The sequence below is a fragment of the Phytohabitans maris genome (genome assembly GCF_031085175.1).
Classification (GTDB): domain Bacteria; phylum Actinomycetota; class Actinomycetes; order Mycobacteriales; family Micromonosporaceae; genus Phytohabitans; species Phytohabitans maris.
This window is the reverse complement of sequence record NZ_JAVHUY010000002.1, coordinates 194025-214675: the sequence shown is the minus strand read 5'-3', so window position 1 is coordinate 214675 and position 20651 is coordinate 194025. Positions and strand designations below refer to the sequence as shown.

Below are 20651 nucleotides of genomic sequence, written 5' to 3'. Positions count from 1 at the left end.
GCGAGCAACAATGGTGCGGTTAGCGCTCTCTCTTAGCCTCCGGGGAGTCCACCGTGTCGCTGCCCCCGCTCGTCGAGCCCGCCGCCGAGCTGTCCGTCGACGAGATCCGCCGCTATTCTCGCCACCTGATCATCCCGGACGTCGCGATGGACGGGCAAAAGCGACTGAAGAACGCGAAAGTGCTCTGTGTGGGCGCCGGTGGCCTCGGTTCGCCCGCCCTGATGTACCTGGCGGCCGCTGGCGTGGGCACGCTCGGCATCATCGACTTCGACACGGTCGACGAGTCCAACCTGCAGCGCCAGATCATCCACGGCCAGTCGGACGTCGGCCGCCCGAAGGCGGAGTCGGCGGCCGAGTCGGTCCGCGAGATCAACCCGTACGTCAACGTGGTCATCCACAACACGTCGCTCGACCGGGACAACGTGCGGGAGATCTTCTCGCAGTACGACCTGATCGTCGACGGCACCGACAACTTCGCCACCCGCTACATGGTCAACGACGCGGCCGTGCTGCTCGGCAAGCCGTACGTGTGGGGTTCGATCTACCGCTTCGACGGCCAGGCGTCGGTCTTCTGGGCCGAGCACGGCCCCTGCTACCGCTGCCTCTACCCGGAGCCCCCGCCGCCCGGCATGGTCCCCTCCTGCGCCGAGGGCGGCGTGCTCGGCGTGCTCTGCGCGTCGATCGGCTCCATCCAGGTCACCGAGGCGATCAAGGTGCTGACCGGCGTCGGCGACCCGCTGGTGGGCGGCCTGATGGTCTACGACGCGCTGGAGATGTCGTACCGGAAGATCAAGGTCCGCAAGGACCCCAACTGCGCGCTCTGCGGCGACAACCCGACGGTCACCGACCTGCTGGAAGACTACGAGGACTTCTGCGGCGCGGTGTCGGTCGAGGCCCAGGAGGCGGCGGTCGACTCCACGATCACGGCCCGCGAGCTCAAGGACTGGCAGGACTCCGGCAAGGACCTCTTCCTGGTCGACGTCCGTGAGCCCGCCGAGTACCAGATCGTGCGCATCCCCGGCGCCACGCTGATCCCTAAGGGCGACATCCTCTCCGGCGAGGCGCTGTCCCGCTTCCCGCAGGACCAGCAGATCGTGCTGCACTGCAAGTCGGGTGTCCGGTCGGCCGAGGCGTTGGCCGCGCTCAAGGCGGCGGGCTTCAAGGACGCGGTGCACGTACAGGGCGGCGTGCTCTCCTGGATCAAGCAGGTCGACCCTTCGCTACCGGCCTACTGACCTGGTCTTCGGGGCTGTCCTACCGAGGCGTGACCCCAAGCCCGCCGGTATGGTTTCGCCCGTGGTCGACATGGACGGCGCGATCGGGTTCGTGGTGGCCCACGGGGACGCCGTGGATCGCGCCCGTCTGTCGTACCTGCGCACCGGTGCCATCCCGACCGAAGACATCCTCGCCACCGCGGAGATCGGCCAGGCGCCCGACGGCGGTTGGCCGGCCACGTGGGGCGCCGAGGTGGCGTCGGTCGACGCCACCTGCTTCCGGCTGGCCGAGCTTGACGACCTCGGCGCGCTCGGCCGCCCGGCGGCCCGCCGCGGGTTGGACTGGCTCGCCGGCCGCCAGCACAACAGCATGTGGGAGGAAGACGACTCGCTGGCCGGCGAGGCACCGTCGTGGGCCACGCCCGGCGACCCCGAGGCCAGGCTCTATCTGACCGCGAACGCCGCCTTCTGGCTCACCGTCTCCGATCTGGACGCCGGCTGGGGCGGCGGCCAGTACGGCGCCCTGCTCAGACCGGCAGCCCAGGCGATCGCCGCGCACATCGGCGCGGACGGCTCGTGGAAGTCGTTCCTGGCGAGCGCGTGGCTGAGCGCCGCGGTGCTGCACCGGCAGGACATGTTCTACGAGTCCGCCCGCATCCAGATCATGCTCGGCGACCGGCTGGGCCAGATGAGCCCCGCCGACGTGGCGTCGATGGCGTCGACCCTGCGCCGCGTCGGGATCGCGGTGGACGAGTGGCTGCTGACCGCCGCCCGCCGCCGGCTGGCCGAGACCCAGCGCAGCGACGGCGGCTGGCCCAGCGACGACGGCTCGGCCTTCGACGTCCACACCACGCTCGCCGCCATCCGCGCCATCCGCTGAGAGAATCTTCAAGATTTGAGTCTTCACAACTGGTGTTGATCACGCTGGGCGTGAAGAGGGCACACCGGTAACCCCAGGCCCTTGATCAATGGTGGCCGCTGTCCCTTGATCGGCGCTCTGATGTCGGCTGGAGGTGCAGATCGTGGTACTCGGAGGCCCCTGGAGGGGCACCTGAGTACCACGATCTACTCAGAGGCCAGCCGGGGTCGATGTCGATCAAGGCCCGGTCCTCCGGGTCGGGGCCGGACGCATGGACGGGGTAGCTCGGTAGCTTCGCGTGCGCATCGACCGCCCCAGCGCGGGCCGCGCACGCGGCCGGAGCGGTTCCGGCGGCGCGGCAGGCGGGGTGACCGTGACCAGGAGCGGAGGGTGAGGCCGCGGGAACGCACCCCAAGAAACGCTCCACGTTTCCCCGGGGACCCCCGCGCAACGGTCCAGACCACGGCGAACATCGCGGTAGCCCAAAGTCTGAAATAGATCGTCGGCGGGAGGGAGTCAGTCGCGGTCTTCGGGGTGGGGGTGCTGGTAGTCGAGCTTGTCCGGCGGCAGGGGCAACTCGCGGTCGTCGCCGAACGGGGCGCCCGCCCCGGCGCGGTCGCCGGTGATCTCGTGGACCGGCAGGCGGCCGTCGGGGCGGAGCGGGGGAGGCTGTGGCGCCGCGACGCCGCGGTGCCAGTCGATGTTGTCGGGTACGACCACCCGGTGCTCTGACGGCGGCGCCGTGACCAGGGGTGCGGTCAGCGCCTCGGCCTCCGGGGCGGCGAGCGGGTCCGGCCGGGCCACGCCGCCGATGCCGGACTGCTCGCCGGCGATCTTTTCCTGGAGGCGGAGGATGCCGTGCAGCAGCGCCTCGGGGCGGGGTGGGCAGCCGGGCACGTACACGTCGACGGGGATGATCTGGTCGACGCCCTTGGTGACCGAGTAGGAGTCCCAGTACGGGCCGCCGCAGTTGGAGCAGGCGCCGAAGGAGATCACGTACTTGGGCTCGGGCATCTGGTCGTAGAGGCGCTTGATCGCCGGTGCCATCTTGTCGGTGACCGTGCCGGAGACCACCATGAGGTCGGCTTGGCGGGGGCCGTGCGCGAACGGGATCACACCGAGCCGGATGAAGTCGTGCCGGCCCATGCTGGTCGCGATGAACTCGATGGCGCAGCAGGCCAGGCCGAAGTTGAAGACCCACAGCGAGTAGCGCCGACCCCAGTTGAGCACGAAGCGGATCGGCTCGCCGAGCACTCCTGGCAACTGCACGACACAAGTCAACCACAGCCCGCGCGACCTGCGCTGGGCTCAGAGCGCGGGACGCTGCAGGTGGCCGAGGAAGTCGACCAGCAGCGCCTCGCGTACCTCCGGCGGGGCCGCGTTGAGCAGCGCGTTCACCGGGGCCATGCGGTCCGGCAGCCCGGCGCCGAAGCCGAGCGCGGCCAGTAGCTCGGGCAGTGGCGTGTCCAGCGAAACGGAGGGCAGCGACACCGGACCGGCCGCCCGCGCCGCCTGGGCCGCCGCCGCCAGGTCGGGGCCGAACTCGGCGACCCGGGGTGCCACCGAGGCGGTCACGCTCAGGTGGATGCTGGCCGGCAGCTCGCCGTACGCGAACTGGGGCTGGGTGTGCCACCCCCGCGCGGCGAGCTCGTCGGCCAGCACGAAGACGTCGAACGAGTCGGCGGTGAAGCAGACCACCGTGGACTCCAGTGGTGCGAGCAGCCGCAGTCCCTCCACGCCGGAGACGGCGAGAGCCAGCGAACGTACCGCCTCCAGCGTGCGGGACGCGAGCGCGAGGTAGCCGCTGTCGCCGATGTGGCGCAGCACCGCGTACGCGGCGGCGATCGGGCCGCCCGAGCGGGTGGACGAGATCACCGGGTTGACCATCGTGTAGCCGGGCCACCCGGCGTACGCGAAGTACTGCGGCCGGCGCAGCTCGGCGTCCCGGTGCAGCAGCACCGACACACCCTTCGGCGTGTACGCGTACTTGTGCAGGTCGACCGAGATCGACGTGACCCCGGGCACCGAGAGGTCGAACGGCGGTACGTCCACACCGAGCCGCCGCAGGTAGGGGAGGGTCCAGCCGCCGAAGCAGGCGTCCACGTGGCACCGTACGCCGGCCGCCGACGCCACGGCCGCGATCTCCGCCACCGGGTCCACGACGCCGTGCGCGTACGCCGGCGCGGAGCAGGCGACCAGCACCGTGTCCGGCCCGATCGCCGCCGCGACGTCCTCGGCCGCCGGGCGCAATGTGGATGGCGAAGCGGGTACGAGGTCGAGCGCCACGCCGAGGTAGTGCGCCGCCTTCGTGAACGCGGCGTGCCCGGTCACCGGCACCACCATGCGCGGCCGCTCGACTCCCGGTGCGCCGTCGCGGGCCGCCTTCACCGCCAGCATCAGCGACTCGGTGCCGCCGCTGGTCACGTTTCCGACCGTGTCCGGGCCGCCGCCCAGCAGCGTGGCCGCGGCGCCGACCAGCGTGTTCTCCATCGCCAGCAGGGACGGGAACGCGGTCGGGTCGAGGCCGTTGACGTGCGCGGCGAGGGCGTACGCCGACATGGCCAGCTCGTCGAGGCCGTCGAGTCCCGGGTCGTAGACGTACGCGAAGAGGCGCCCGCCGTGCGTCGGGCGGTCGGCCGCCCGCAAGGCCCGGATCTCGTCGAGCACCTGCTCAGCCGGCAGGCCGTCCTTCGGCAACGACATGCCGATCACCGTACAGACGCTCCTCGGTCAGGTCGTATCCGCGCATGAGGAGCAGCGCCGCCCCCACCACCACGGCGGGGAGCACCGTGAAGCCGAGCAGCACGCCCAGCCGCGCCGTGCCGTCCTGCGCCGCCGCTTCGCCGCTCGCCGACGAGACGTACCCGAAGATTTGCAGGACCACCGCGTAGATCCCGGGTCCGAGCGCGAGGCCGAGTGTCTCCCCGGCCGTCCAGAGGCCGGTGAAGACGCCGGCTTGCCGGCGGCCGGTGCGTGCGGTGTCGTAGGCGATGCAGTCCGGCAGCATGGAGAGTGCGAAGACCTGCTCGCCGGCGTAGCCGCAGCCGATCGCGGCCACCAGCAGGTAGACGGCGATGGGTGGCAGCGCGGGCGCGGCCACCAGCGCGAGCGCGGCGGCGGAGAAGATCAGCGAGGCCCACCCGAACGCGCGCGGCTTGCCGGCCCGCGCGCCCACCCGCCGCCACACCGGCATCACCAGCAGCGCCGGCCCCACGAAGCAGGCGAAGAGCACGGTCGGGCCGTCGTCCGGCCGTTCGATCACGTGGTCGGCGAAGTACTTCACGCCGGCGAGCATCGTGCCGATCCCCGCCGCCTGGACCACGAAGCAGGCCAGCAGCAGCCGGAACGGCCGATTGCCGGCCGCCACCCGCAGCTGGGCGCGCAGGCTCGGCTCGCTCTCCCGCACCGGGCTCGTGGGGGCGCCACGGGTGCCCGCGTACGCGCCGACCGCGCCGAGCACGATCAGCGCGGCGCAGAAGAGCCCCATCCACCGGTGCCCCGGGATGCCGTCGCCGCCGGCGTTCACCACCAGCGGCGCGATCGCGCCGGAGACCAGGATCGCCAGCGCCAGGAACGCCACCCGCCAGGTCATCAGGCGGGTCCGCTCGGCGTACCCGTCGGTGATCTCCGCGGGCATCGCCACATACGGCACCTGGAAGAAGGCATAGGCCGTCGCGGACGCCAGGAAGGCCACCGCGACATAGGCCGCGGCGCCAGCGCCGGTCCCGGCCGGCGCGGCGAAGATCGCCGCGAAGAGCAGGGCGAGGGCAAAACCACCCCCCAGGAGGTACGGGCGCCGCCCGCCCCACCTATCGGATATCCGTCCGGCCACGGGGTTGACGAGCACATCCCACGCCTTCGGAACGAGCACCAGGAGCCCGGCGAACCCTGCCGCGACCCCCATCGTGTCGGTGAGGTACGGAAGTAACAGCAGCCCCGGCACCGTCCCGAAAGTGCCGGTGGCCAGCGACCCCGACGCGTACCCGATGTGCACCCTCCGGGGCAGCCCGGCACTCATCGCCGTCCTCGCTTCGCTGCGGGCGGCCACGAGGCTCTAGCGGCGCTGAGCCTGATCATTCGCTCGCTGCGCTCGCTCATGGCCGGGGATGTTAGCCATCGGCCCGCACGCGGCGGTAGATGGTTCTACGCTGCGGCGCGTGAGTATTGGTGTCCCGACGGCGACTGCGGTCGCCACCCCGCCCCGAGCGGAGGCGATGCCCGTGCCCGCTGGCGTAGCCGCAGGTCACCCGGCCACGGCCGAGGTCGGGCTGCGCATCCTCGCCGCGGGTGGCTCGGCGGCCGACGCCGCGGTGGCGGCCGTGCTCGCCACCGCGACGAGCGAGAGCATCCTGACCGGGATCGGCGGGGGCGGCTTCGCCACCTATTACGACGCCTCGACACAGACCGTGACGTGTCTGGACTTCTTCTGCTCGGTGCCAGGGCTCGACGGAGACACCGTCCCGGGGCCGATGGTGCCGATCGAGGTCGTCTTCGGCGGCGTGCCGCAGACGTACTCGATCGGCGGCGCCAGCGTCGGCGTGCCCGGCGTACCGGCCGGCTGCGGCGAGGTGCACCGGCGCTGGGGCCGGCTGCCCTGGCAGCGGGTCGTGGAGCCGGCGATCACGCTGGCCAGCAGCGGGGTCGTGCTCCCCGCCGCGCAGGCCCGAACCCTGGTCTCGGTCGCGCCCGCGCTGCTGCCCGGCGAGGGCGCCGCCATCTACGCGCCCGGCGGCGAACTGCTCCAGGGCGGCGAGCTGCTGCACCACCCGGGGCTCGACCGCGCGCTCGGCATCCTCGCCGAGGAGGGGCCGGCGACCTTCTACACCGGCCGGCTCGGCCACCTGATGGTCGACACCGTACGGGCGGCCGGCGGCGCGCTCGGCCCGGAGGACCTGGCCGCGTACCGGGTGCTGGAGCTGGAGGTGGGGCACGCACTGGTCAACGGTGCCCACGTGTACGCCCGGCACGACCTCAACGGCACCATCGACACGCTCGCCGCGCTCCCCGCCGACCTGGCCGCGATGCCCCGCCCCTCGCGCGCGGTGGCGGTGGCCGGCGCGCTGCGCACCTGGGGCCGCCAGCGGCTCGGCGACACCACCAACATCTCGGTGGTCGACCACGAGGGCGACGCCTGTGTGATCACCACCACGCTGGGCATCGGCGCCGGCGTGTGGCTGCCCGGCCTCGGCATCAACCTCAACTCCATGCTCGGCGAGGGCGAACTGATCACGCCGGACCTGGAGCCGGGGCGCCGCATGCAGTCGATGATGTGCCCGCTCGTGGTGGTCGACGGCAGCGGTGCGCTGGTGGTCGCCGCCGGCTCCGCGGGCGCCTCACGCATCCGTACCGCCCTGGTCGACACCCTGCTCGGCGTGCTGGTCGACGGCCTGGACATGCCGGCCGCGATCGCGAGGCCGCGTTTCCACGTGGTGGACGACACGGTGCACGCCGAGCTCGGCTACCCCGAGGACGAGCTGGCCGCTCTGACCCAGGCCGGCTACGACGTCAACCGCTGGCCCGACAAGAACCACTACTTCGGCGGCGTCAGCGCGGTCGGCCTGGCGGGCGCCGCCGGCGACCCCCGCCGCGGCGGCGTAGGCGCGGTTGCCTAGCCGTCCCAAGCGGTTGATCAGGGACTTGGTGGGCGTGGCGCGCGGCGTGTCTCCCCACCAACTCCCTGATCAACCGCGTGGGGTGGGGGACCAAGCCGCGCGCTTCATGTCCACCCGGCCGTTGTGGAGGGGGGTGGCTTCGGCGATCAGTCGGGCCATGGCCTCGAGCTCGTGGCCGGGGACTACGCGGCCGGCGTTGTTGACTACGCGGTGCCACGGGACCGGGCCGCCGTACCGGGCCATGATCGAGCCGACCAGGCGGGCGGAGGAGCGGCCGGAGCGGTCAGCCAGGTAGTCGGCGATCGCCCCGTACGACATCACCCGCCCCGGTGGTATCCGCTCGACGAGGGCCAGCACCTCCTCGACGTACTCCTCCGGGGTCACGGTTGACACCAACGCGCCATGGAACGACAGCCTATGCAGAATGGTTGGGTGCGCGAAGCAGTAACCTCAGCCCGGCGCGTCGTCGTCAAGATCGGCTCGTCGTCGCTGACCACGGCGGCGGGAGGGCTGGACACCGCGCGCGTCGACGCCCTCACCGACGTGCTCGCCGGGCTCTGCGCCGGCGGCCGCGAGGTCGTGCTCGTCTCCTCGGGCGCCATCGCCGCCGGCCTCGCCCCGCTCGCCATCCCGCGGCGACCGCGCGACCTGGCCACCCAGCAGGCGGCGGCGAGCGTGGGGCAGGGGCTGCTCATCGGGCGGTACGCGGCCAGCTTCGACCGGCACGGCCTCGTCGTCGGCCAGGTGCTGCTGACCGTCGACGACGTGACCCGGCGCGTGCACTACCGCAACGCGTACCGAACGCTGCGCAAGCTCCTCGACCTGCGGGCCGTGCCGATCGTCAACGAAAACGACACGGTCGCCACCGAGGAGATCCGCTTCGGCGACAACGACCGGCTGGCCGCGCTCGTCGCCGCGCTGGTCCACGCCGACCTGCTCGTGCTCCTCACCGACGTCGACGCCCTCTACACCGGCGACCCGGCCCGGCCGGACACCCGCAAGGTCAGCGACGTGCGCGCCGAGGCCGACCTCGACGGCATCACGCTGGGCCGCCCCGGCAAGGCCGGCGTGGGCACCGGCGGCATGATCACGAAGGTCGAGGCCGCGCGGATCGCCACCGGATTCGGCATCCCGGTGGTCCTGACCGCCGCCCCGCTCGCCCCCGCGGCCCTGGCCGGCGAGGAGGTGGGCACGCTCTTCCATCCGGTACGGCAGCGGCCGACCGCCCGCCTCTTCTGGCTGGCCCACGCCACCTCGCCGCGCGGCCGGCTGCACCTCGACCCGGGCGCGGTGCAGGCCGTCGTGGCCCGGCGCAAGTCGCTGCTGCCCGCCGGCATCACCGCGGTCGACGGTGCGTTCACCGCCGGCGACCCGGTCGACCTGGTCGACTCGTCGGGCGCGCCGGTCGCCCGCGGGCTGGTCAACTACGACGCGGTCGAGCTCCCCTCGCTGCTCGGCCGCTCCACTGTGGAACTCGCCGCGGCGCTCGGCCCGGCCTACGAGCGTGAAGTTGTCCACCGCGACGACCTGGTCCTGCTGTAGAAGGTGAGAGTTTCGATGAGCGTCAACGAGCAGGCACAGCGGGCCCGCGAGGCGGCCACCGCGCTGGGCACCGCCACCCGGGCCACAAAGGACGCCGCGCTGCTGGCGATGGCCGACGCGCTGGTGGCCCGTACCGCCGAGGTCTTGACCGCCAACGCCGCGGACGTGGCAGCGGCCCGCGAAGGTGGCCTGACCGCGGCCATGGTCGATCGCCTCTCCCTCACCGAGGGGCGGGTCGCCGCCATGGCCGACGCGCTGCGCCAGATGGCCGCCCTGCCCGACCCGGTGGGCGAGGTCGTGCGCGGCTCCACCCTCCCCAACGGCCTTGAGCTGCGGCAGATCCGCGTGCCGTTCGGCGTGGTCGGCATCGTCTACGAGGGCCGCCCCAACGTCACCGTCGACGCGGCCGGCATCTGCCTCAAGTCCGGCAACGCCGCGCTGCTGCGCGGCTCGTCGTCCGCCGCCCGCTCCAACGCCGCGCTCACCGCCGTCCTCCGCGACGCCGTCGAGGGCGTCGGCCTGCCCGCCGACGCCGTGCAACTGCTCGACGCCACCACCCGCGACTCGGTCAAGGAGCTGATGCGCGCCCGGGGCCTGGTCGACGTCCTCATCCCCCGGGGCGGCGCATCGCTGATCAAGGCGGTGGTCGAGGAGTCGACGGTCCCGGTCATCGAGACCGGCGTGGGCAACTGCCACGTGTACGTGGACGCGGCAGCCGACCTCGACAAGGCGCTCGCCATCGTGCTGAACAGCAAGACCCAGCGCCTCTCCACCTGCAACACCGCCGAGTCGCTGCTGGTGCACGCCGCGGTCGCGGACGCGTTCCTGCCCCGGATGCTGGCGGCGTTCGCCGAGGCCGGCGTCACGGTCCACGGCGACGCCCGGGTCGCCGCCCACTCCTCCGCGGTGGTGCCGGCGACCGAGGAGGACTTCGCCACCGAGTACCTGTCCGCGGACATCTCGGCCGCCGTCGTCGACTCGCTGCGGGACGCGGTGCGGCACATCCGCCGGTACGGCACGCAGCACACCGAAGCCATCGTCACCGAGTCGGTGGCGGCCTCCCGCGAGTTCGTGGCGCAGGTGGACGCGGCCGCGGTGATGGTCAACGCCTCGACCCGGTTTACCGACGGCGGCGAGTTCGGCTTCGGCGCCGAGATCGGCATCTCCACCCAGAAGCTGCACGCCCGCGGTCCGATGGGCCTGCCCGAGCTGACCTCCACCAAGTACGTCGTAACGGGTGACGCCCACCTGCGGCGGTAACCGGGCTGGCGGGACGGGTCTAGCCTGCGGATCTATGAGCAATGATCAGCGTCCCGCCAAGATCGTCGACGTGCTGCTGGCGGAGTTCGGCGAGCTTATGGCGCTGGACCCGGCGGCGTTCCGGCGGAAGTTTCGGAAGATGGCCGCCTCCCCGTTCGCGTTCTACCGCGGCAGTGCCGCCCTCTTCTACGCGGACATGACCGGCGACTTCGCCGACCAGCGGTTTCTGGACGAGTGGACCAGCCGCGTGTGGATCCACGGTGACCTGCACGCGGAAAACTTCGGCACCTACATGAACTCGTCGGGGCAGCTCGTCTTCAACGTCAACGACTTCGACGAGGCGTACGTCGGGCCGTTCTCGTGGGACCTCAAGCGCTTCTCGGCGAGCGTGGCCCTCATCGGGTACGCCAAGGCGCTCTCCGACGCGGTGATCAGCGACCTGGTGACCCGGTTCGCCAGCGCGTACCTCACCGAGCTGCGCGCGATCGCCGCCGGGGGTGACGACGCGATCGGCTCGATCACGCTGGAGAACGCGGACGGCGTCCTGCGCACCGTGCTCCAGCAGGCGCGCCTCAACACGCGGGTCGACCTGCTCAAGGAGCAGACGACGATCGACAACTACGAGCGGCGGTTTTCGCTCGGCGACGGGGTGTACGAGATCGACGCCGAGACGCGGGCGACGGTGGTGGCCGCGTTCGAGCGGTACCTCACCACGCTCCCCGAGGCCACCGCGGCCCAGCGGCCGGTCGCCGCGCACATCAAGGACGTGGTGCTGCGCAAGGGCGTGGGCATCGGGTCGGCGGGGCTGCCCTCGTACAACCTGCTGCTCGAAGGGCACACCCAGGCGCTGGAGAACGACGTCGTCATCTACATGAAGCAGGCCCAGGTGCCCGCCGTCGCCCGCCACATCGCCGACGAGAAGGTGCGTGGCTACTTCCGGCACCAGGGGCACCGTACGGCCGAGTCGCAGCGGGCACTCCAGGCGCACGCCGACCCCTGGCTGGGCTTCACCGAGCTGCAGGGTGTGGGCCAGCTGGTCGCGGAGGTGTCGCCGTACGCCGCGGACCTGGACTGGTCCGACGTGAACGAGCCGGACGAGCTGGCCGGCGTGGTGACCGACCTCGGCCGCGCGGTGGCCCGCATGCACTCGGTCGCGGACGACGAGTCCAGCCACGACCTGGTCGACTTCTCCACGGAGGAGACGATCGTGGCGGCGGTCGACCGCGACCCCGAGGGGTTCGTGGCGCACCTGGTCGACTTCGCCCACGAGTACGGCATCCGGGCCCGCCAGGACCACCAGATCTTCGTGGACCTCTTCCGCAACGGGAAGCTACCCGGCCTCTGAGCTGCCCTCTCCTCGTGATCGAAGCTCCTCCCAAGTCGCTAGAACGACTTGACGGGAGCTTCGATCACGAGGAGGCCGCTTCCTCGATCAACGATTCGATCTCGGCCTCGAAGAGGAGGCCGGGATCGAACCCCATCGGGCCGAAGTGCCCCTCCACCTCCAGGCTGACCACGCCGTGCATGCGGGTCCAGCCGCTCACGCCGAGCCGCAGCACCGGCCCCGACCACGGGTGGTCCGGGCTCCGGTCGGCCAGGCCCGCCGCGAGCTGCTCCTCCAGCACCGCCGCCCGCGAGCCCGGACCGAGCGCCGCGATCGGCTCGAGGAACGCCTGCAGCGTCCGGGTCGCCGCCTCGATCGTGTGCGCCGGTGCCTGATACCCGGGAACCGGCGTGCCGAACAGCAGCAGGTACCGGTGTGGCTGGGCGATCGCCCAATTCCGGAACGCCCGCGCGAGCGCCCGGATCCGGTCGGCCGGCTCCGCCCCCGCCGCCGCCTCGCCGGCCGCCTCGACCGCGTCCGCCAGATCGTGGTACCCGTCGCTGATCAGCTCGGTGAGCAGCCCGTCCCGCCCGTCGAAGTACCGGTAGAGGGCCGGCCCGGTCATCCCGAGCTCCTTGCCGATGGCGTTCAGCGACAGCGAGTGCGGCCCGGCGGCGGCGATCTGCCGTAGGGCCGCCGCCTTCGCCTCCTCGCGGGTCTGTGCTCGGAGTCTCTCCCGGCGGGTTGCGGTTTCCACGTACGAGAGTCTAACCTGAGTTAGAGCTTCTAACTAACTCAACATCTTCTAACTCTAGGGAGAGGATCTAACTATGAAGACGACTCAGGTGGTCATGCCCCACGCCGGCGGTCCCGAGGTGCTGGAGTTCGCCGAGCGCGACCTGCCCGAGCCCGGCCCCGGCCAGGTGCGGGTCAAAGTGGAGGCGACCGGCGTCGCGTTCGCCGAGGTGCAGATGCTGCGCGGGCGCTACTACGCCCAGCCGAAGTTTCCGTTCGTCCCCGGTTACGACCTGGTCGGCGAGGTGGAGGCGGCCGGACCGGGCGTCGCGCTCGGCGGCCGGGTCGCCGGGATGACCCGCACCGGTGCGTGGGCCGAGCGGGTGGTGCTGCCCGCCGCGCACCTGGTGCCCGTTCCCCCGGACCTGGATGCCGCCGAGGTCGTCGCGCTGGTCACGAACGGTGTCACGGCGTACCAGATGGTCCATCGCGTGGCCAAGGTGGCCGCCGGCCAGACGGTGCTGGTGCACGGCGCGGCCGGCGGCGTGGGGACGCTGCTGGTCCGGCTCGCCCTGCGGGCCGGCGCGCGGGTGATCGGCACCGCCTCGCCCGGCAAGCACGACCAGGTGCGGGAGATGGGCGCGATCCCGCTCGACTACCGCGACCCGCTGCTGGTGGAGAAGGTGCGCCAGCACGCGCCCGGTGGGGTGGCGGCCGTCTTCGACCACGCCGCCGGCCCCGGCCTCAAGCGGTCGTGGGCGATGCTCGGCCGCGGCGGCGTCCTGATCGTGTACGGCAGCGCCGCCACCCTCGACGACACCGGCTGGCGGATGGCGCCGTACGTGAGCACGATGGGGCGCCTGCTCTGGTGGTCACTGCTGCCCAACGGCCGGCGCGGCCGGTTCTACTCGATCAACCACCGCAACCACTTCGACGAGGACCTCGCCACGGTCATCGGCCTGCTCCGCGCGGGCGAGCTCCAGCCGCGGGTGGCCGCCCGGCTGCCGCTGGCCGAGGCGCCCAAGGCGCTGCGGATGCTTGACGACCGCGCGGTGGTCGGCAAGATCGTTCTAGAACCCTAGAACCACCTTGATGTCCCCGTCCCGGGGGGCGTACGCCTCGGCGTAGCCGTCCACCGGGACGCGGCGCGTGATCAGGTCGCCCAGCCAGCCGCGGTCGGCGTCGCACAGCGCGTCGGCGGCCGCCTGCCAGTGGCGGTGGTTGGCGTTGACCGAGCCGAAGACCACGTTGTTTTCCAGCACGACGGCCCGGGCCAGCGCGCCGGCGTCGATGGCGACCTGCCCGCCGATCGCCGAGACGCCGGTCAGGCACACCACGCCGTCCCGCCCGACCTTGTCGATCACCTGCACCACCACCGGCGGCGCCCCGGTGCACTCCACGACGACGTCCGGCTCGAAGTCGAGATCCTTGACCTGCCCGGTGTGGTACGTCGCGCCGAGCCGGGCGGCGAGCGCCGGCTTCGGCCCGTCCGTGGCCCGATCGAGGATGTGCACGGTCAGCCCCCGCTGGGTGGCGAGCAGGGCGGCGAGCAGGCCGATCGGGCCGGCGCCGGTGACCAGTACGCTCTGCGGCTCCCAGTGCGCGCGGGCACCCACCGCGGCGATGTGCTCCCAGGCCTTGGCCACGATGCTGGTCGGTTCGAGCAGCACGCCGACCTCGGAGAGGGCCGGGTCGAGCGGCACCGCGAAGTCCGGCTCGACCCGCCACCGCTCGCGGGCGAACCCGTGCCGCGCCTTGATCCCGCACTCGGTGTACAGCCCGTTGCGGCACATGTCCCACTCGCCGACCGCGCAGTTGGGGCAGGGCACCGGGTCGGGGTGGCGGACGATGCCGGCGACCAGGTCGCCCGCCTGGAACGTGCCGGTCGGGTCCTCCAGCACCCGCCCCAGCGACTCGTGGCCGAGGATCAGCATCTCGTCGCCGGGCGGCGCTTCGCCGTACTCCGCCGCGATGATCTCGCGGTCGGTGGCACAGACGCCGACGGCCAGCGCCTCGACCAGCACCGGCCCCTCCTCCTCGAGGGGCTCTGGTGCGTCGTCGACGAGTCGCAGCGAGTCCTTGGTGCCCGGGGTGACGGTGACTGCCCGCATGCGGGTCATTCTCGACGCCTCTTGCGCTCGGCGCAGGACCACGAGATAGTTGACGGAGTCAAAGGATTAGTTGAGGTGGGCAATGAGCGACCCGGTGGCGGATGTGCGCGCGTTCAACCGCTTCTACACCGGCGTGATCGGCGTGCTCCAGGAGGGGCTGCTGAGCTCGCCATACACGCTGACCGAGGCGCGGGTCCTCTTCGAGCTCGCGCACGGCGCCGCCGCCGAGGTGGTCGACCTGCGCCGCGTGCTCGGCCTCGACGCCGGCTACCTGAGCCGCATCCTGGCCCGGTTCGAGGCCGACGGCCTGGTGCGGCGCTCCCGATCGGCGGCGGACGCCCGGCGGCAGGTGATCGAGCTGACCGGCGCCGGCCGCGACCTGCAGGCCGACCTCGACCGCCGCAGCGACGCCGAGATCGCCGAGCTGATCGGCGGTCTGGGCGAGGTCGACCAGCGGCGGCTGCTCGGCGCGATGGGCACGATCCGCGCGCTGCTCGGCGGGCAGGCGCCGGCCGGCATGGTGGTCCTCCGCCCGCCGGCCCCGGGCGACCTGGGCTGGGTCGTGCAGCGGCACGGCGCGATCTACGCGCGCGAGTTCGGGTGGGACGAGTCCTTCGAGGCGCTGGTGGCCCGCGTCGTCGCCGACTACGCGGCGGACCACGACCCGCGGCGCGAGGCGGCGTGGATCGCCGAGGTCGACGGCGCCCCGGTCGGCTGCGTGCTCTGCGTGCGCCGCGACGACACCACCGCCCAGCTCCGGCTGCTGCTGGTCGAGCCGGCCGCGCGGGGGATGGGCGTGGGTGGCCGGCTGGTCGAGGAGTGCCTGCGCTTCGCCCGCCGCGCCGGCTACGAGCGGATCATGCTGTGGACGTATGACGCGACCGTCGACGCACACCGCATCTACCAGCGGCAGGGCTTCACGCTCGACGAGGAGAAGAAGTCGCGGGCCTTCGGCCACGACATGGTCGAAGAGATCTGGTCGCGGGACCTGTAGCCATGGACCTTCTGGTACTCGCCGGGTTCTTCGCCGCGCTGGCAGTCGCGTCGGCGCTGGGGTGGACGGTCGACAGCCGTGACGGCGCCGACTGGGCACCCACGAGCGGGGGCTTCAGAGCACCTCGCCGGAGAGCTGCGGAAACACCTTCGACACCTTCCTCAGCAGGTAGTCGCCGTACGTACCCTCGAACGCCCGTGGATCCTCCCCGTCCCAGCGAGGCTCGCCCGCCGCGGTGGTCCGGGCCGCCGCCGGGAGCGCCGGCACCTCGGCGGTGAAGTCCGGATCGAAGAAGAACGGGTACGACAGGCGGTCGCGGCCGCTCACGTTGCGCACCCGGTGCAGTGTCGAGCGGTACCAGCCGTCGGTGAGCCGTTCCAGCATGTCGCCGATGTTGCAGACGAACGTGCCGGCCAGTGGTGGCGCGTCGATCCAGCCGCCCGGCGTACGCACCTGCAGGCCGCCGTTGCCGTCCTGGGCCAGGAGCGTGAGCAGGCCGTAGTCGGTGTGCTCGCCGACACCCCAGTCGTCGCTGTCCGGCGGCGACGGCGGGTAGTGGAAGATCCGGAAGAGGACGGTGGGCTCGGCCGTGTAGCCGGACGCGAAGTAGTCGCCGGGCAGGTCGAGGGCGCGGGCCACCAGCCGCAGCACCGCCTGGGCCACGCCGGTGAGCGCGTCCAGGTAGGACAGTACGGCCGGGCGCAGCGCCGGTACCCGTTCCGGGAAGAGGTTGTGCCCGTGCAGCGGCAGCCCGGCGCGCACCCGCGGGTGGTCGTCGGGCAGCTCGGTGCCGAAATAGACACCCTCCTTGAGGTCCGGCCGGCCCGAGGTCAGCTCGCCGCCCACCGGAAAGTACCCGCGCCACGCCCGGCCGCCGCGCTCCATCGAGATCCGCATCTTCTCCGCCTCGGGCAGCGCGAAGAACGCCCGGCTCACCGCGTCGAGCTCGGCGAGCAGCCGGGGCGGTACCCCGTGCCCGGTGACGTAGAAGAAGCCGGTGTCGCGGCAGGCCGCCTCGATCTCCCGAACCGGGCCGTCACCGGGCGCGGATATGTCGATGACGGGCAGCGATGGCGTCGCGGTCATGTGCCTATCCTTACGCTCGTGGCGTTCCTGGTGGTGGGGGAGAGTCTGGTCGACCTGATCAGCCGTGGCGGCTCGTGGAGTTTTGCCGCCACGCCGGGCGGGAGCCCGCTCAACGTGGCGGTCGGGCTGGCCGCCGGCGGGCACGAGGTGCGGTTCGCCAGCGAGGTGGGCACCGACCTGTTCGGCGGGCTGCTCCGCGGCCACCTGGAGGCGTACGGTGTCGCGCTCGGCGAGCTCGTCGAGACGCCGGCCACCAGCGTCGCGTTCGCGCGGGTGGACAAGGCCGGCGGGGCCACCTATGACTTCCGCTTCACCTGGGCGTACCAGGGCAAACCCGACCTCACCGGCGTCGACTGCGTGCACACCGGCTCCCTCGCCACCGCGGTCGCACCCGGCGACGCGTCGGCCCTGGCGGTGGTCGAGGCGGCGAAACGGGCCGGCGCGCTGGTGTCGTACGACCCGAACATCCGCCCCGCGCTCGTCGGCGAGCGGGCCGGCGCGCTCGCCCGGGTCGAGGAGATCGTGCGGGCGGCGGACGTGGTCAAGGTGAGCGACGAGGACCTGCGCTGGCTCTGCCCGGGCGAGCCGGATCTCGTGGTGGCCCGGCGGTGGGCGGCGCTGGGTCCCCGCTTGGTCGTGGTGACCCGGGGCGGCGAGGGCGCGATCGCCGTACACGATGGGCTCGTGACGGTCTGTGCCGCGCCGCCCGTCACGGTGGCCGACACGGTCGGCGCCGGGGATGCCTTCACCACCGGCCTGCTCGGGCATCTCGGCGGTGACCTGACGCCGGAGTCGGTCACCCGCGCGTTGCGGTACGCCAGCGCGACCGCGGCCGCCGTCTGCGCCCGCCCCGGTGCTCTGCCGCCGCCGAGCGCCGAGGTCGACTCCCTGCTCCCGGCCGCGGTGAGCACCACGACCACCGTGTAGCCCGGCCGGCTCGGCACGGTCGACGGTCATGCTCCTGCCTCCGGTAGCCCTAAAATGCCCAACATGACGCCGGACGAGGTCGGTGCGCGGCTGGTCGAGGTGCTCGGGCCCGCCCCGGACGTCGTGGCGTCCGTCTCCGGCGGCCAGTCCTACGCGCGCGCGACCGTCGACGTGCCCCCGCGCTCCTGGGCGGCGGCGCTGCTCGCCGCCCGCGACGACGCGACGCTGGCCTTCGACTTCTTCGACTGGCTCTCCGCGGTCGACGAACTCGACGAGGGCTTCTCGGTCGTGGCCCACCTCTGGTCCACGAGCCAGCGGCACGGGGTGCTCGTCCGCACCCGCGTGCCCCGCGACACGCCGGCCGTCGAGTCGGTCGTGCCGGTCTACCCGGGCGCGGCCTGGCACGAGCGGGAGACGCACGAGATGTTCGGGATCGACTTTCCCGGGCACGGCGAGCTGCGGCCGCTGCTGCTGGCGCCGGAGTTCGAGGGGCATCCGCTGCGCAAGGAGTTCGTGCTGGCGTCCCGCGTGGCCAAGCCGTGGCCGGGCGCCAAGGAGCCGGGCGAGTCCGGGCACGGCGGCGGCAAGCGCGCCCCGATGCGCCCGCCGGGAGTGCCCGCCCCCGGCGAGTGGGGACCCGCTCCGGCGCCTCCAGCGCCCGGCCCGGCCCGCGGCGCTTCAGGCGGCCCGGCGTCCGGCGCCCCCCGCGGCCCGGTGTCCGGCGTCTCGCGCAGTCCGCGATCCGGCGGCGAGGCGGGCCCGGCGTCCGGCGCCGCGCGCGGTCCGCGATCCGGTGGCGAGGCGGGTCCGGCGTCCGGCGGTGCTTCAGGCGGCCCGGGTTCCGGTGGCGAGGCGGGCCGGGCGTCCGGCGGCGAGGGCCCGGCGTCCGGGGCCTCGCGCGGTCCGCGGTCCGGTGGCGAGGCGGGCCCGGGGTCTGGCGGCGAGGGCGGCCCGGGGTCCGGCGGCGAGGAGGGCCGCTGATGCCGCTCTGGCTGGAGCTGATCATCCGGGTCGCCGGTGTGGTCGTCGCCTTCCTCACCCTGCCGCTGCTCGTCGGCCAGGCCGAGCACAAGGTGATGGCCCACATGCAGGGGCGGCTCGGCCCGATGTACGCGGGTGCCTTCCACGGCTGGGCCCAGCTGATCGCCGACGGCGTCAAGTTCGTGCAGAAGGAGGACGTCACCCCGAGCGCCGCCGACCGGCCGGTCTTCCGGCTCGCGCCGGTGGTCGCCCTCGTGCCCTACCTGCTCGCCCTCCTCGTCATCCCGCTCGGCCCCGGCGACCTGGTCGGCGAGCCGCTCGACATCGGGCTCTTCTTCGTACTCGCCGTGGTCGGCGTGGGCGTGGTGGCGGTGCTGATGTCCGGCTGGGCGTCGGCCAACAAGTACAGCCTGCTCGGCGGCCTCCGCGCCGCGGCCCAGCTCCTCGGGTACGAGCTGCCGCTGGTGCTCGCCGCCGCCAGCGTGGCGATGGCCGCCGGCACCCTCTCGCTGCCCGGCATCGTCGAGGCGTGGGAGCCGTGGTGGCTGCTGTGGCAGGCGCCCGCGATGGTGGTCTTCTTCGTGGCCGGGGTGGCCGAGATCCGGCGGCCGCCGTTCGACATGCCGATCGCCGACTCCGAGCTCGTCTTCGGATACATGACCGAGTACACCGGCCTGCGCTTCGCGTTCTTCCTCCTCGCCGAGTACGTGGGCATCGTGGTCATCGCCGCCCTCACGACCGTGCTCTTCCTGGGCGGCTGGCAGGGCCCGTTCGGCGACGACTACCTCGGCTGGCTGTGGACGCTGATCAAGGTTTTCGCGGTGTCCTTTGTGATCATTTGGCTCCGCGTCTCGTACCCCCGGCTGCGCGAAGATCAGCTCCAGCGCCTGTGTTGGCTGGTACTCGTGCCACTCGCGCTGGCACAGCTGGTGTTGACCGCGGCTGTCAAGGTTCTCATGTAAGCTGCGCGACCGTGGTCGATGTGGACACCGCGGTACGACAGTTCGTTGCCGACGTCTGGAACGGCAACCAAGTGGAAACGGCGTACGACCTGGTCGCCTCTGACTGCCCTGGCCTCGGCGAGAGCGGCCCGCAGGGCGTGCTGGCCTGGCACGGTGAGCGCCGCGCGGCGTTCCCGGACCTGCGCTACAAGATCGTCGATCTGCTCGTGGACGGTGAGCGCGCGGCCGTCCACTGGCGCGCCGCCGGCACCCAGACCGGCCGGTTCGGCCCGGTGCCACCCACCGGCGAGGTGGTCAGCTACTCGGGCGCCACGTTCCTCCGCTTCGACGGCGACGGCAAGATCAGTGACGTCTGGAGCGTCAACGAGCTCTTTCAGGTCTTGCAGCAGCTCGGCGTCGAGTTCACCCCGCCCGGTAGTGCCGAGGAGTGATCCGGCTGACCGGTAGGCTGATCGGCCACGGCTCGTCGATCTTGACGACGTCCGTGAACTGCCCCGTCGGCTGGTAGATCTCGTCGGCGGAGTCGATCTTGTGGGTGTGGACCACGATGCCGTTCTCGGTCTCTATCCGCCAGTAGTACGGGATGCCCGCTTGGGCGTAGAGGGCTGGCTTGGTGATGCGGTCCATCGTCTGCGAACCATCGGAGACGATCTCGACGGCCAGCACCACCTCGTGCGGCTCATACTTTGACGTCCGTCGTTGAGCTGCCGCATCGGTGGTCACCAGGACGTCCGGGATGAACGACCGGCGTTTACTCACTCGCACCTCGACGCCCTGGGCGACCTGGAGATCGTCTGGACAGCCTTCCTCAAGCGTGACCATCAAGCGCCCGGCGATGATCTGATGGATATCGGTCGGGGACGGCGACAGGATAAGAACCCCGTCAATCAGCTCGCGGCGGTAGCCGTCCTCCGGCAGGGCATCCAGGTCATCAGTGGTCCATCCGCCCGGCGGCGGGTGGATTTCGCTGAGTGCTGCGGTCATGCCCTCACGGTACGCCGATCTGTTGTGGTGCTCGCGCCCCAGCGGCTGACGGGGCAGGAT

The 20651-nt window shown here is 72.3% G+C and carries 18 protein-coding genes and 2 pseudogenes; 12 read left to right on the top strand and 8 right to left on the bottom strand.

Going from position 1 to position 20651, the window contains the following annotated elements; translation table 11 throughout:
* Nucleotides 1–53: 53 nt before the first annotated feature.
* Both moeZ and RB614_RS02790 read left to right on the top strand, forming a co-directional pair.
* On the top strand, nucleotides 54–1235 hold the full coding sequence (gene moeZ / locus RB614_RS02795) for an adenylyltransferase/sulfurtransferase MoeZ (RefSeq protein WP_308710713.1): 1182 nt from the start codon (nucleotides 54–56) through the stop codon (nucleotides 1233–1235).
* A gap of 70 nt (nucleotides 1236–1305) precedes the next feature.
* On the top strand, nucleotides 1306–2094 hold the full coding sequence (locus tag RB614_RS02790) for a prenyltransferase/squalene oxidase repeat-containing protein (protein ID WP_308710829.1): 789 nt from the start codon (nucleotides 1306–1308) through the stop codon (nucleotides 2092–2094).
* Between the two features lie 714 nt (nucleotides 2095–2808).
* Here RB614_RS02790 and RB614_RS02785 read toward each other — a convergent pair.
* The 3 genes and pseudogenes from RB614_RS02785 to RB614_RS02775 all read right to left on the bottom strand — a co-directional run.
* Nucleotides 2809–3342, bottom strand: a pseudogene (locus RB614_RS02785) (NADH-quinone oxidoreductase subunit B); the annotation flags it as partial.
* A gap of 39 nt (nucleotides 3343–3381) precedes the next feature.
* Nucleotides 3382–4776, bottom strand: coding sequence for a pyridoxal phosphate-dependent decarboxylase family protein (locus RB614_RS02780; protein ID WP_308710712.1), 1395 nt, complete (start codon nucleotides 4774–4776; stop codon nucleotides 3382–3384).
* Nucleotides 4745–6091, bottom strand: coding sequence for an MFS transporter (locus tag RB614_RS02775; protein WP_308710711.1), 1347 nt, complete (start codon nucleotides 6089–6091; stop codon nucleotides 4745–4747). Before RB614_RS02775 ends, RB614_RS02780 begins: the two co-directional genes overlap by 32 nt.
* A 139-nt stretch (nucleotides 6092–6230) precedes the next feature.
* Between RB614_RS02775 and RB614_RS02770 the strand changes: the two genes are divergently transcribed.
* Nucleotides 6231–7685 carry a gamma-glutamyltransferase gene (locus RB614_RS02770; protein ID WP_308710710.1) on the top strand — a complete coding sequence of 485 codons (1455 nt, stop codon included), beginning with the start codon at nucleotides 6231–6233 and terminating at the stop codon, nucleotides 7683–7685.
* Between the two features lie 69 nt (nucleotides 7686–7754).
* Here RB614_RS02770 and RB614_RS02765 read toward each other — a convergent pair whose 3' ends face one another.
* Complete coding sequence (locus RB614_RS02765) at nucleotides 7755–8069, bottom strand: MGMT family protein (RefSeq protein ID WP_308710828.1); 315 nt, start codon at nucleotides 8067–8069, stop codon at nucleotides 7755–7757.
* A gap of 48 nt (nucleotides 8070–8117) precedes the next feature.
* On the opposite strand from RB614_RS02765, the gene proB reads away from it, so the two are divergent.
* Genes proB through RB614_RS02750 form a run of 3 tightly spaced genes read left to right on the top strand, consistent with a single transcriptional unit; the run spans nucleotide 8118 to nucleotide 11832 of the window.
* A complete protein-coding gene (gene proB / locus RB614_RS02760; RefSeq protein WP_308710709.1) occupies nucleotides 8118–9227 on the top strand; it encodes a glutamate 5-kinase in 1110 nt (369 codons plus the stop codon).
* Between the two features lie 15 nt (nucleotides 9228–9242).
* Nucleotides 9243–10487, top strand: coding sequence for a glutamate-5-semialdehyde dehydrogenase (locus RB614_RS02755; protein ID WP_308710708.1), 1245 nt, complete (start codon nucleotides 9243–9245; stop codon nucleotides 10485–10487).
* Nucleotides 10488–10521: 34 nt separating this feature from the next.
* The gene (locus RB614_RS02750) at nucleotides 10522–11832 is read left to right on the top strand and encodes a DUF2252 domain-containing protein (protein ID WP_308710707.1); all 1311 of its coding nucleotides are present in this window, start codon (nucleotides 10522–10524) and stop codon (nucleotides 11830–11832) included.
* Nucleotides 11833–11896: 64 nt separating this feature from the next.
* On the opposite strand, the gene RB614_RS02745 is transcribed toward RB614_RS02750, so the two are convergent.
* Entirely contained in the window at nucleotides 11897–12568 is a 672-nt protein-coding gene (locus RB614_RS02745; protein WP_308710706.1) for a TetR/AcrR family transcriptional regulator, read from the bottom strand.
* A 73-nt stretch (nucleotides 12569–12641) separates the two neighbouring features.
* Here RB614_RS02745 and RB614_RS02740 point away from each other — a divergent pair, with 73 nt between their 5' ends.
* Complete coding sequence (locus RB614_RS02740) at nucleotides 12642–13628, top strand: medium chain dehydrogenase/reductase family protein (protein WP_308710705.1); 987 nt, start codon at nucleotides 12642–12644, stop codon at nucleotides 13626–13628.
* On the opposite strand, the gene RB614_RS02735 is transcribed toward RB614_RS02740, so the two are convergent.
* A complete protein-coding gene (locus tag RB614_RS02735; RefSeq protein ID WP_308710704.1) occupies nucleotides 13617–14657 on the bottom strand; it encodes a glucose 1-dehydrogenase in 1041 nt (346 codons plus the stop codon). The genes RB614_RS02740 and RB614_RS02735 overlap by 12 nt on opposite strands.
* 82 nt (nucleotides 14658–14739) lie before the next feature.
* On the opposite strand from RB614_RS02735, the gene RB614_RS02730 reads away from it, so the two are divergent.
* Entirely contained in the window at nucleotides 14740–15651 is a 912-nt protein-coding gene (locus tag RB614_RS02730; protein ID WP_308710703.1) for a bifunctional helix-turn-helix transcriptional regulator/GNAT family N-acetyltransferase, read from the top strand.
* A 114-nt stretch (nucleotides 15652–15765) separates the two neighbouring features.
* On the opposite strand, the gene RB614_RS02725 is transcribed toward RB614_RS02730, so the two are convergent.
* Entirely contained in the window at nucleotides 15766–16737 is a 972-nt protein-coding gene (locus RB614_RS02725) for an isopenicillin N synthase family dioxygenase (protein ID WP_308710702.1), read from the bottom strand.
* Nucleotides 16738–16755: 18 nt separating this feature from the next.
* On the opposite strand from RB614_RS02725, the gene RB614_RS02720 reads away from it, so the two are divergent.
* From RB614_RS02720 to RB614_RS02705, 4 genes and pseudogenes are all read left to right on the top strand, one after another.
* A complete protein-coding gene (locus tag RB614_RS02720) occupies nucleotides 16756–17664 on the top strand; it encodes a carbohydrate kinase family protein (RefSeq protein WP_308710701.1) in 909 nt (302 codons plus the stop codon).
* A 63-nt stretch (nucleotides 17665–17727) separates the two neighbouring features.
* Nucleotides 17728–18336, top strand: a pseudogene (locus RB614_RS02715) (NADH-quinone oxidoreductase subunit C); the annotation flags it as partial.
* 308 nt (nucleotides 18337–18644) lie between these two features.
* The gene (gene nuoH / locus RB614_RS02710; RefSeq protein WP_308710700.1) at nucleotides 18645–19607 is read left to right on the top strand and encodes an NADH-quinone oxidoreductase subunit NuoH; all 963 of its coding nucleotides are present in this window, start codon (nucleotides 18645–18647) and stop codon (nucleotides 19605–19607) included.
* Between the two features lie 11 nt (nucleotides 19608–19618).
* Entirely contained in the window at nucleotides 19619–20038 is a 420-nt protein-coding gene (locus RB614_RS02705) for an ester cyclase (protein ID WP_308710699.1), read from the top strand.
* Here RB614_RS02705 and RB614_RS02700 read toward each other — a convergent pair.
* Entirely contained in the window at nucleotides 20010–20591 is a 582-nt protein-coding gene (locus RB614_RS02700) for a Uma2 family endonuclease (protein ID WP_308710698.1), read from the bottom strand. The genes RB614_RS02705 and RB614_RS02700 overlap by 29 nt on opposite strands.
* Between the last annotated feature and the right edge of the window lie 60 nt (nucleotides 20592–20651).

Excerpts from the sequence above, each read along its gene's own strand:
- RB614_RS02755 (WP_308710708.1), top strand. The coding sequence starts at position 9,243 with ATGAGCGTCAACGAGCAGGCACAGCGGGCCCGCGAGGCGGCCACCGCG.
- RB614_RS02725 (WP_308710702.1), bottom strand. The coding sequence starts at position 16,737 with ATGACCGCGACGCCATCGCTGCCCGTCATCGACATATCCGCGCCCGGT.
- RB614_RS02780 (WP_308710712.1), bottom strand. The coding sequence starts at position 4,776 with ATGTCGTTGCCGAAGGACGGCCTGCCGGCTGAGCAGGTGCTCGACGAG.
- nuoH (WP_308710700.1), top strand. The coding sequence starts at position 18,645 with ATGCCGCTCTGGCTGGAGCTGATCATCCGGGTCGCCGGTGTGGTCGTC.
- RB614_RS02775 (WP_308710711.1), bottom strand. The coding sequence starts at position 6,091 with ATGAGTGCCGGGCTGCCCCGGAGGGTGCACATCGGGTACGCGTCGGGG.
- RB614_RS02730 (WP_308710703.1), top strand. The coding sequence starts at position 14,740 with ATGAGCGACCCGGTGGCGGATGTGCGCGCGTTCAACCGCTTCTACACC.
- RB614_RS02740 (WP_308710705.1), top strand. The coding sequence starts at position 12,642 with ATGAAGACGACTCAGGTGGTCATGCCCCACGCCGGCGGTCCCGAGGTG.
- RB614_RS02790 (WP_308710829.1), top strand. The coding sequence starts at position 1,306 with ATGGACGGCGCGATCGGGTTCGTGGTGGCCCACGGGGACGCCGTGGAT.
- RB614_RS02735 (WP_308710704.1), bottom strand. The coding sequence starts at position 14,657 with ATGCGGGCAGTCACCGTCACCCCGGGCACCAAGGACTCGCTGCGACTC.
- RB614_RS02750 (WP_308710707.1), top strand. The coding sequence starts at position 10,522 with ATGAGCAATGATCAGCGTCCCGCCAAGATCGTCGACGTGCTGCTGGCG.
- RB614_RS02700 (WP_308710698.1), bottom strand. The coding sequence starts at position 20,591 with ATGACCGCAGCACTCAGCGAAATCCACCCGCCGCCGGGCGGATGGACC.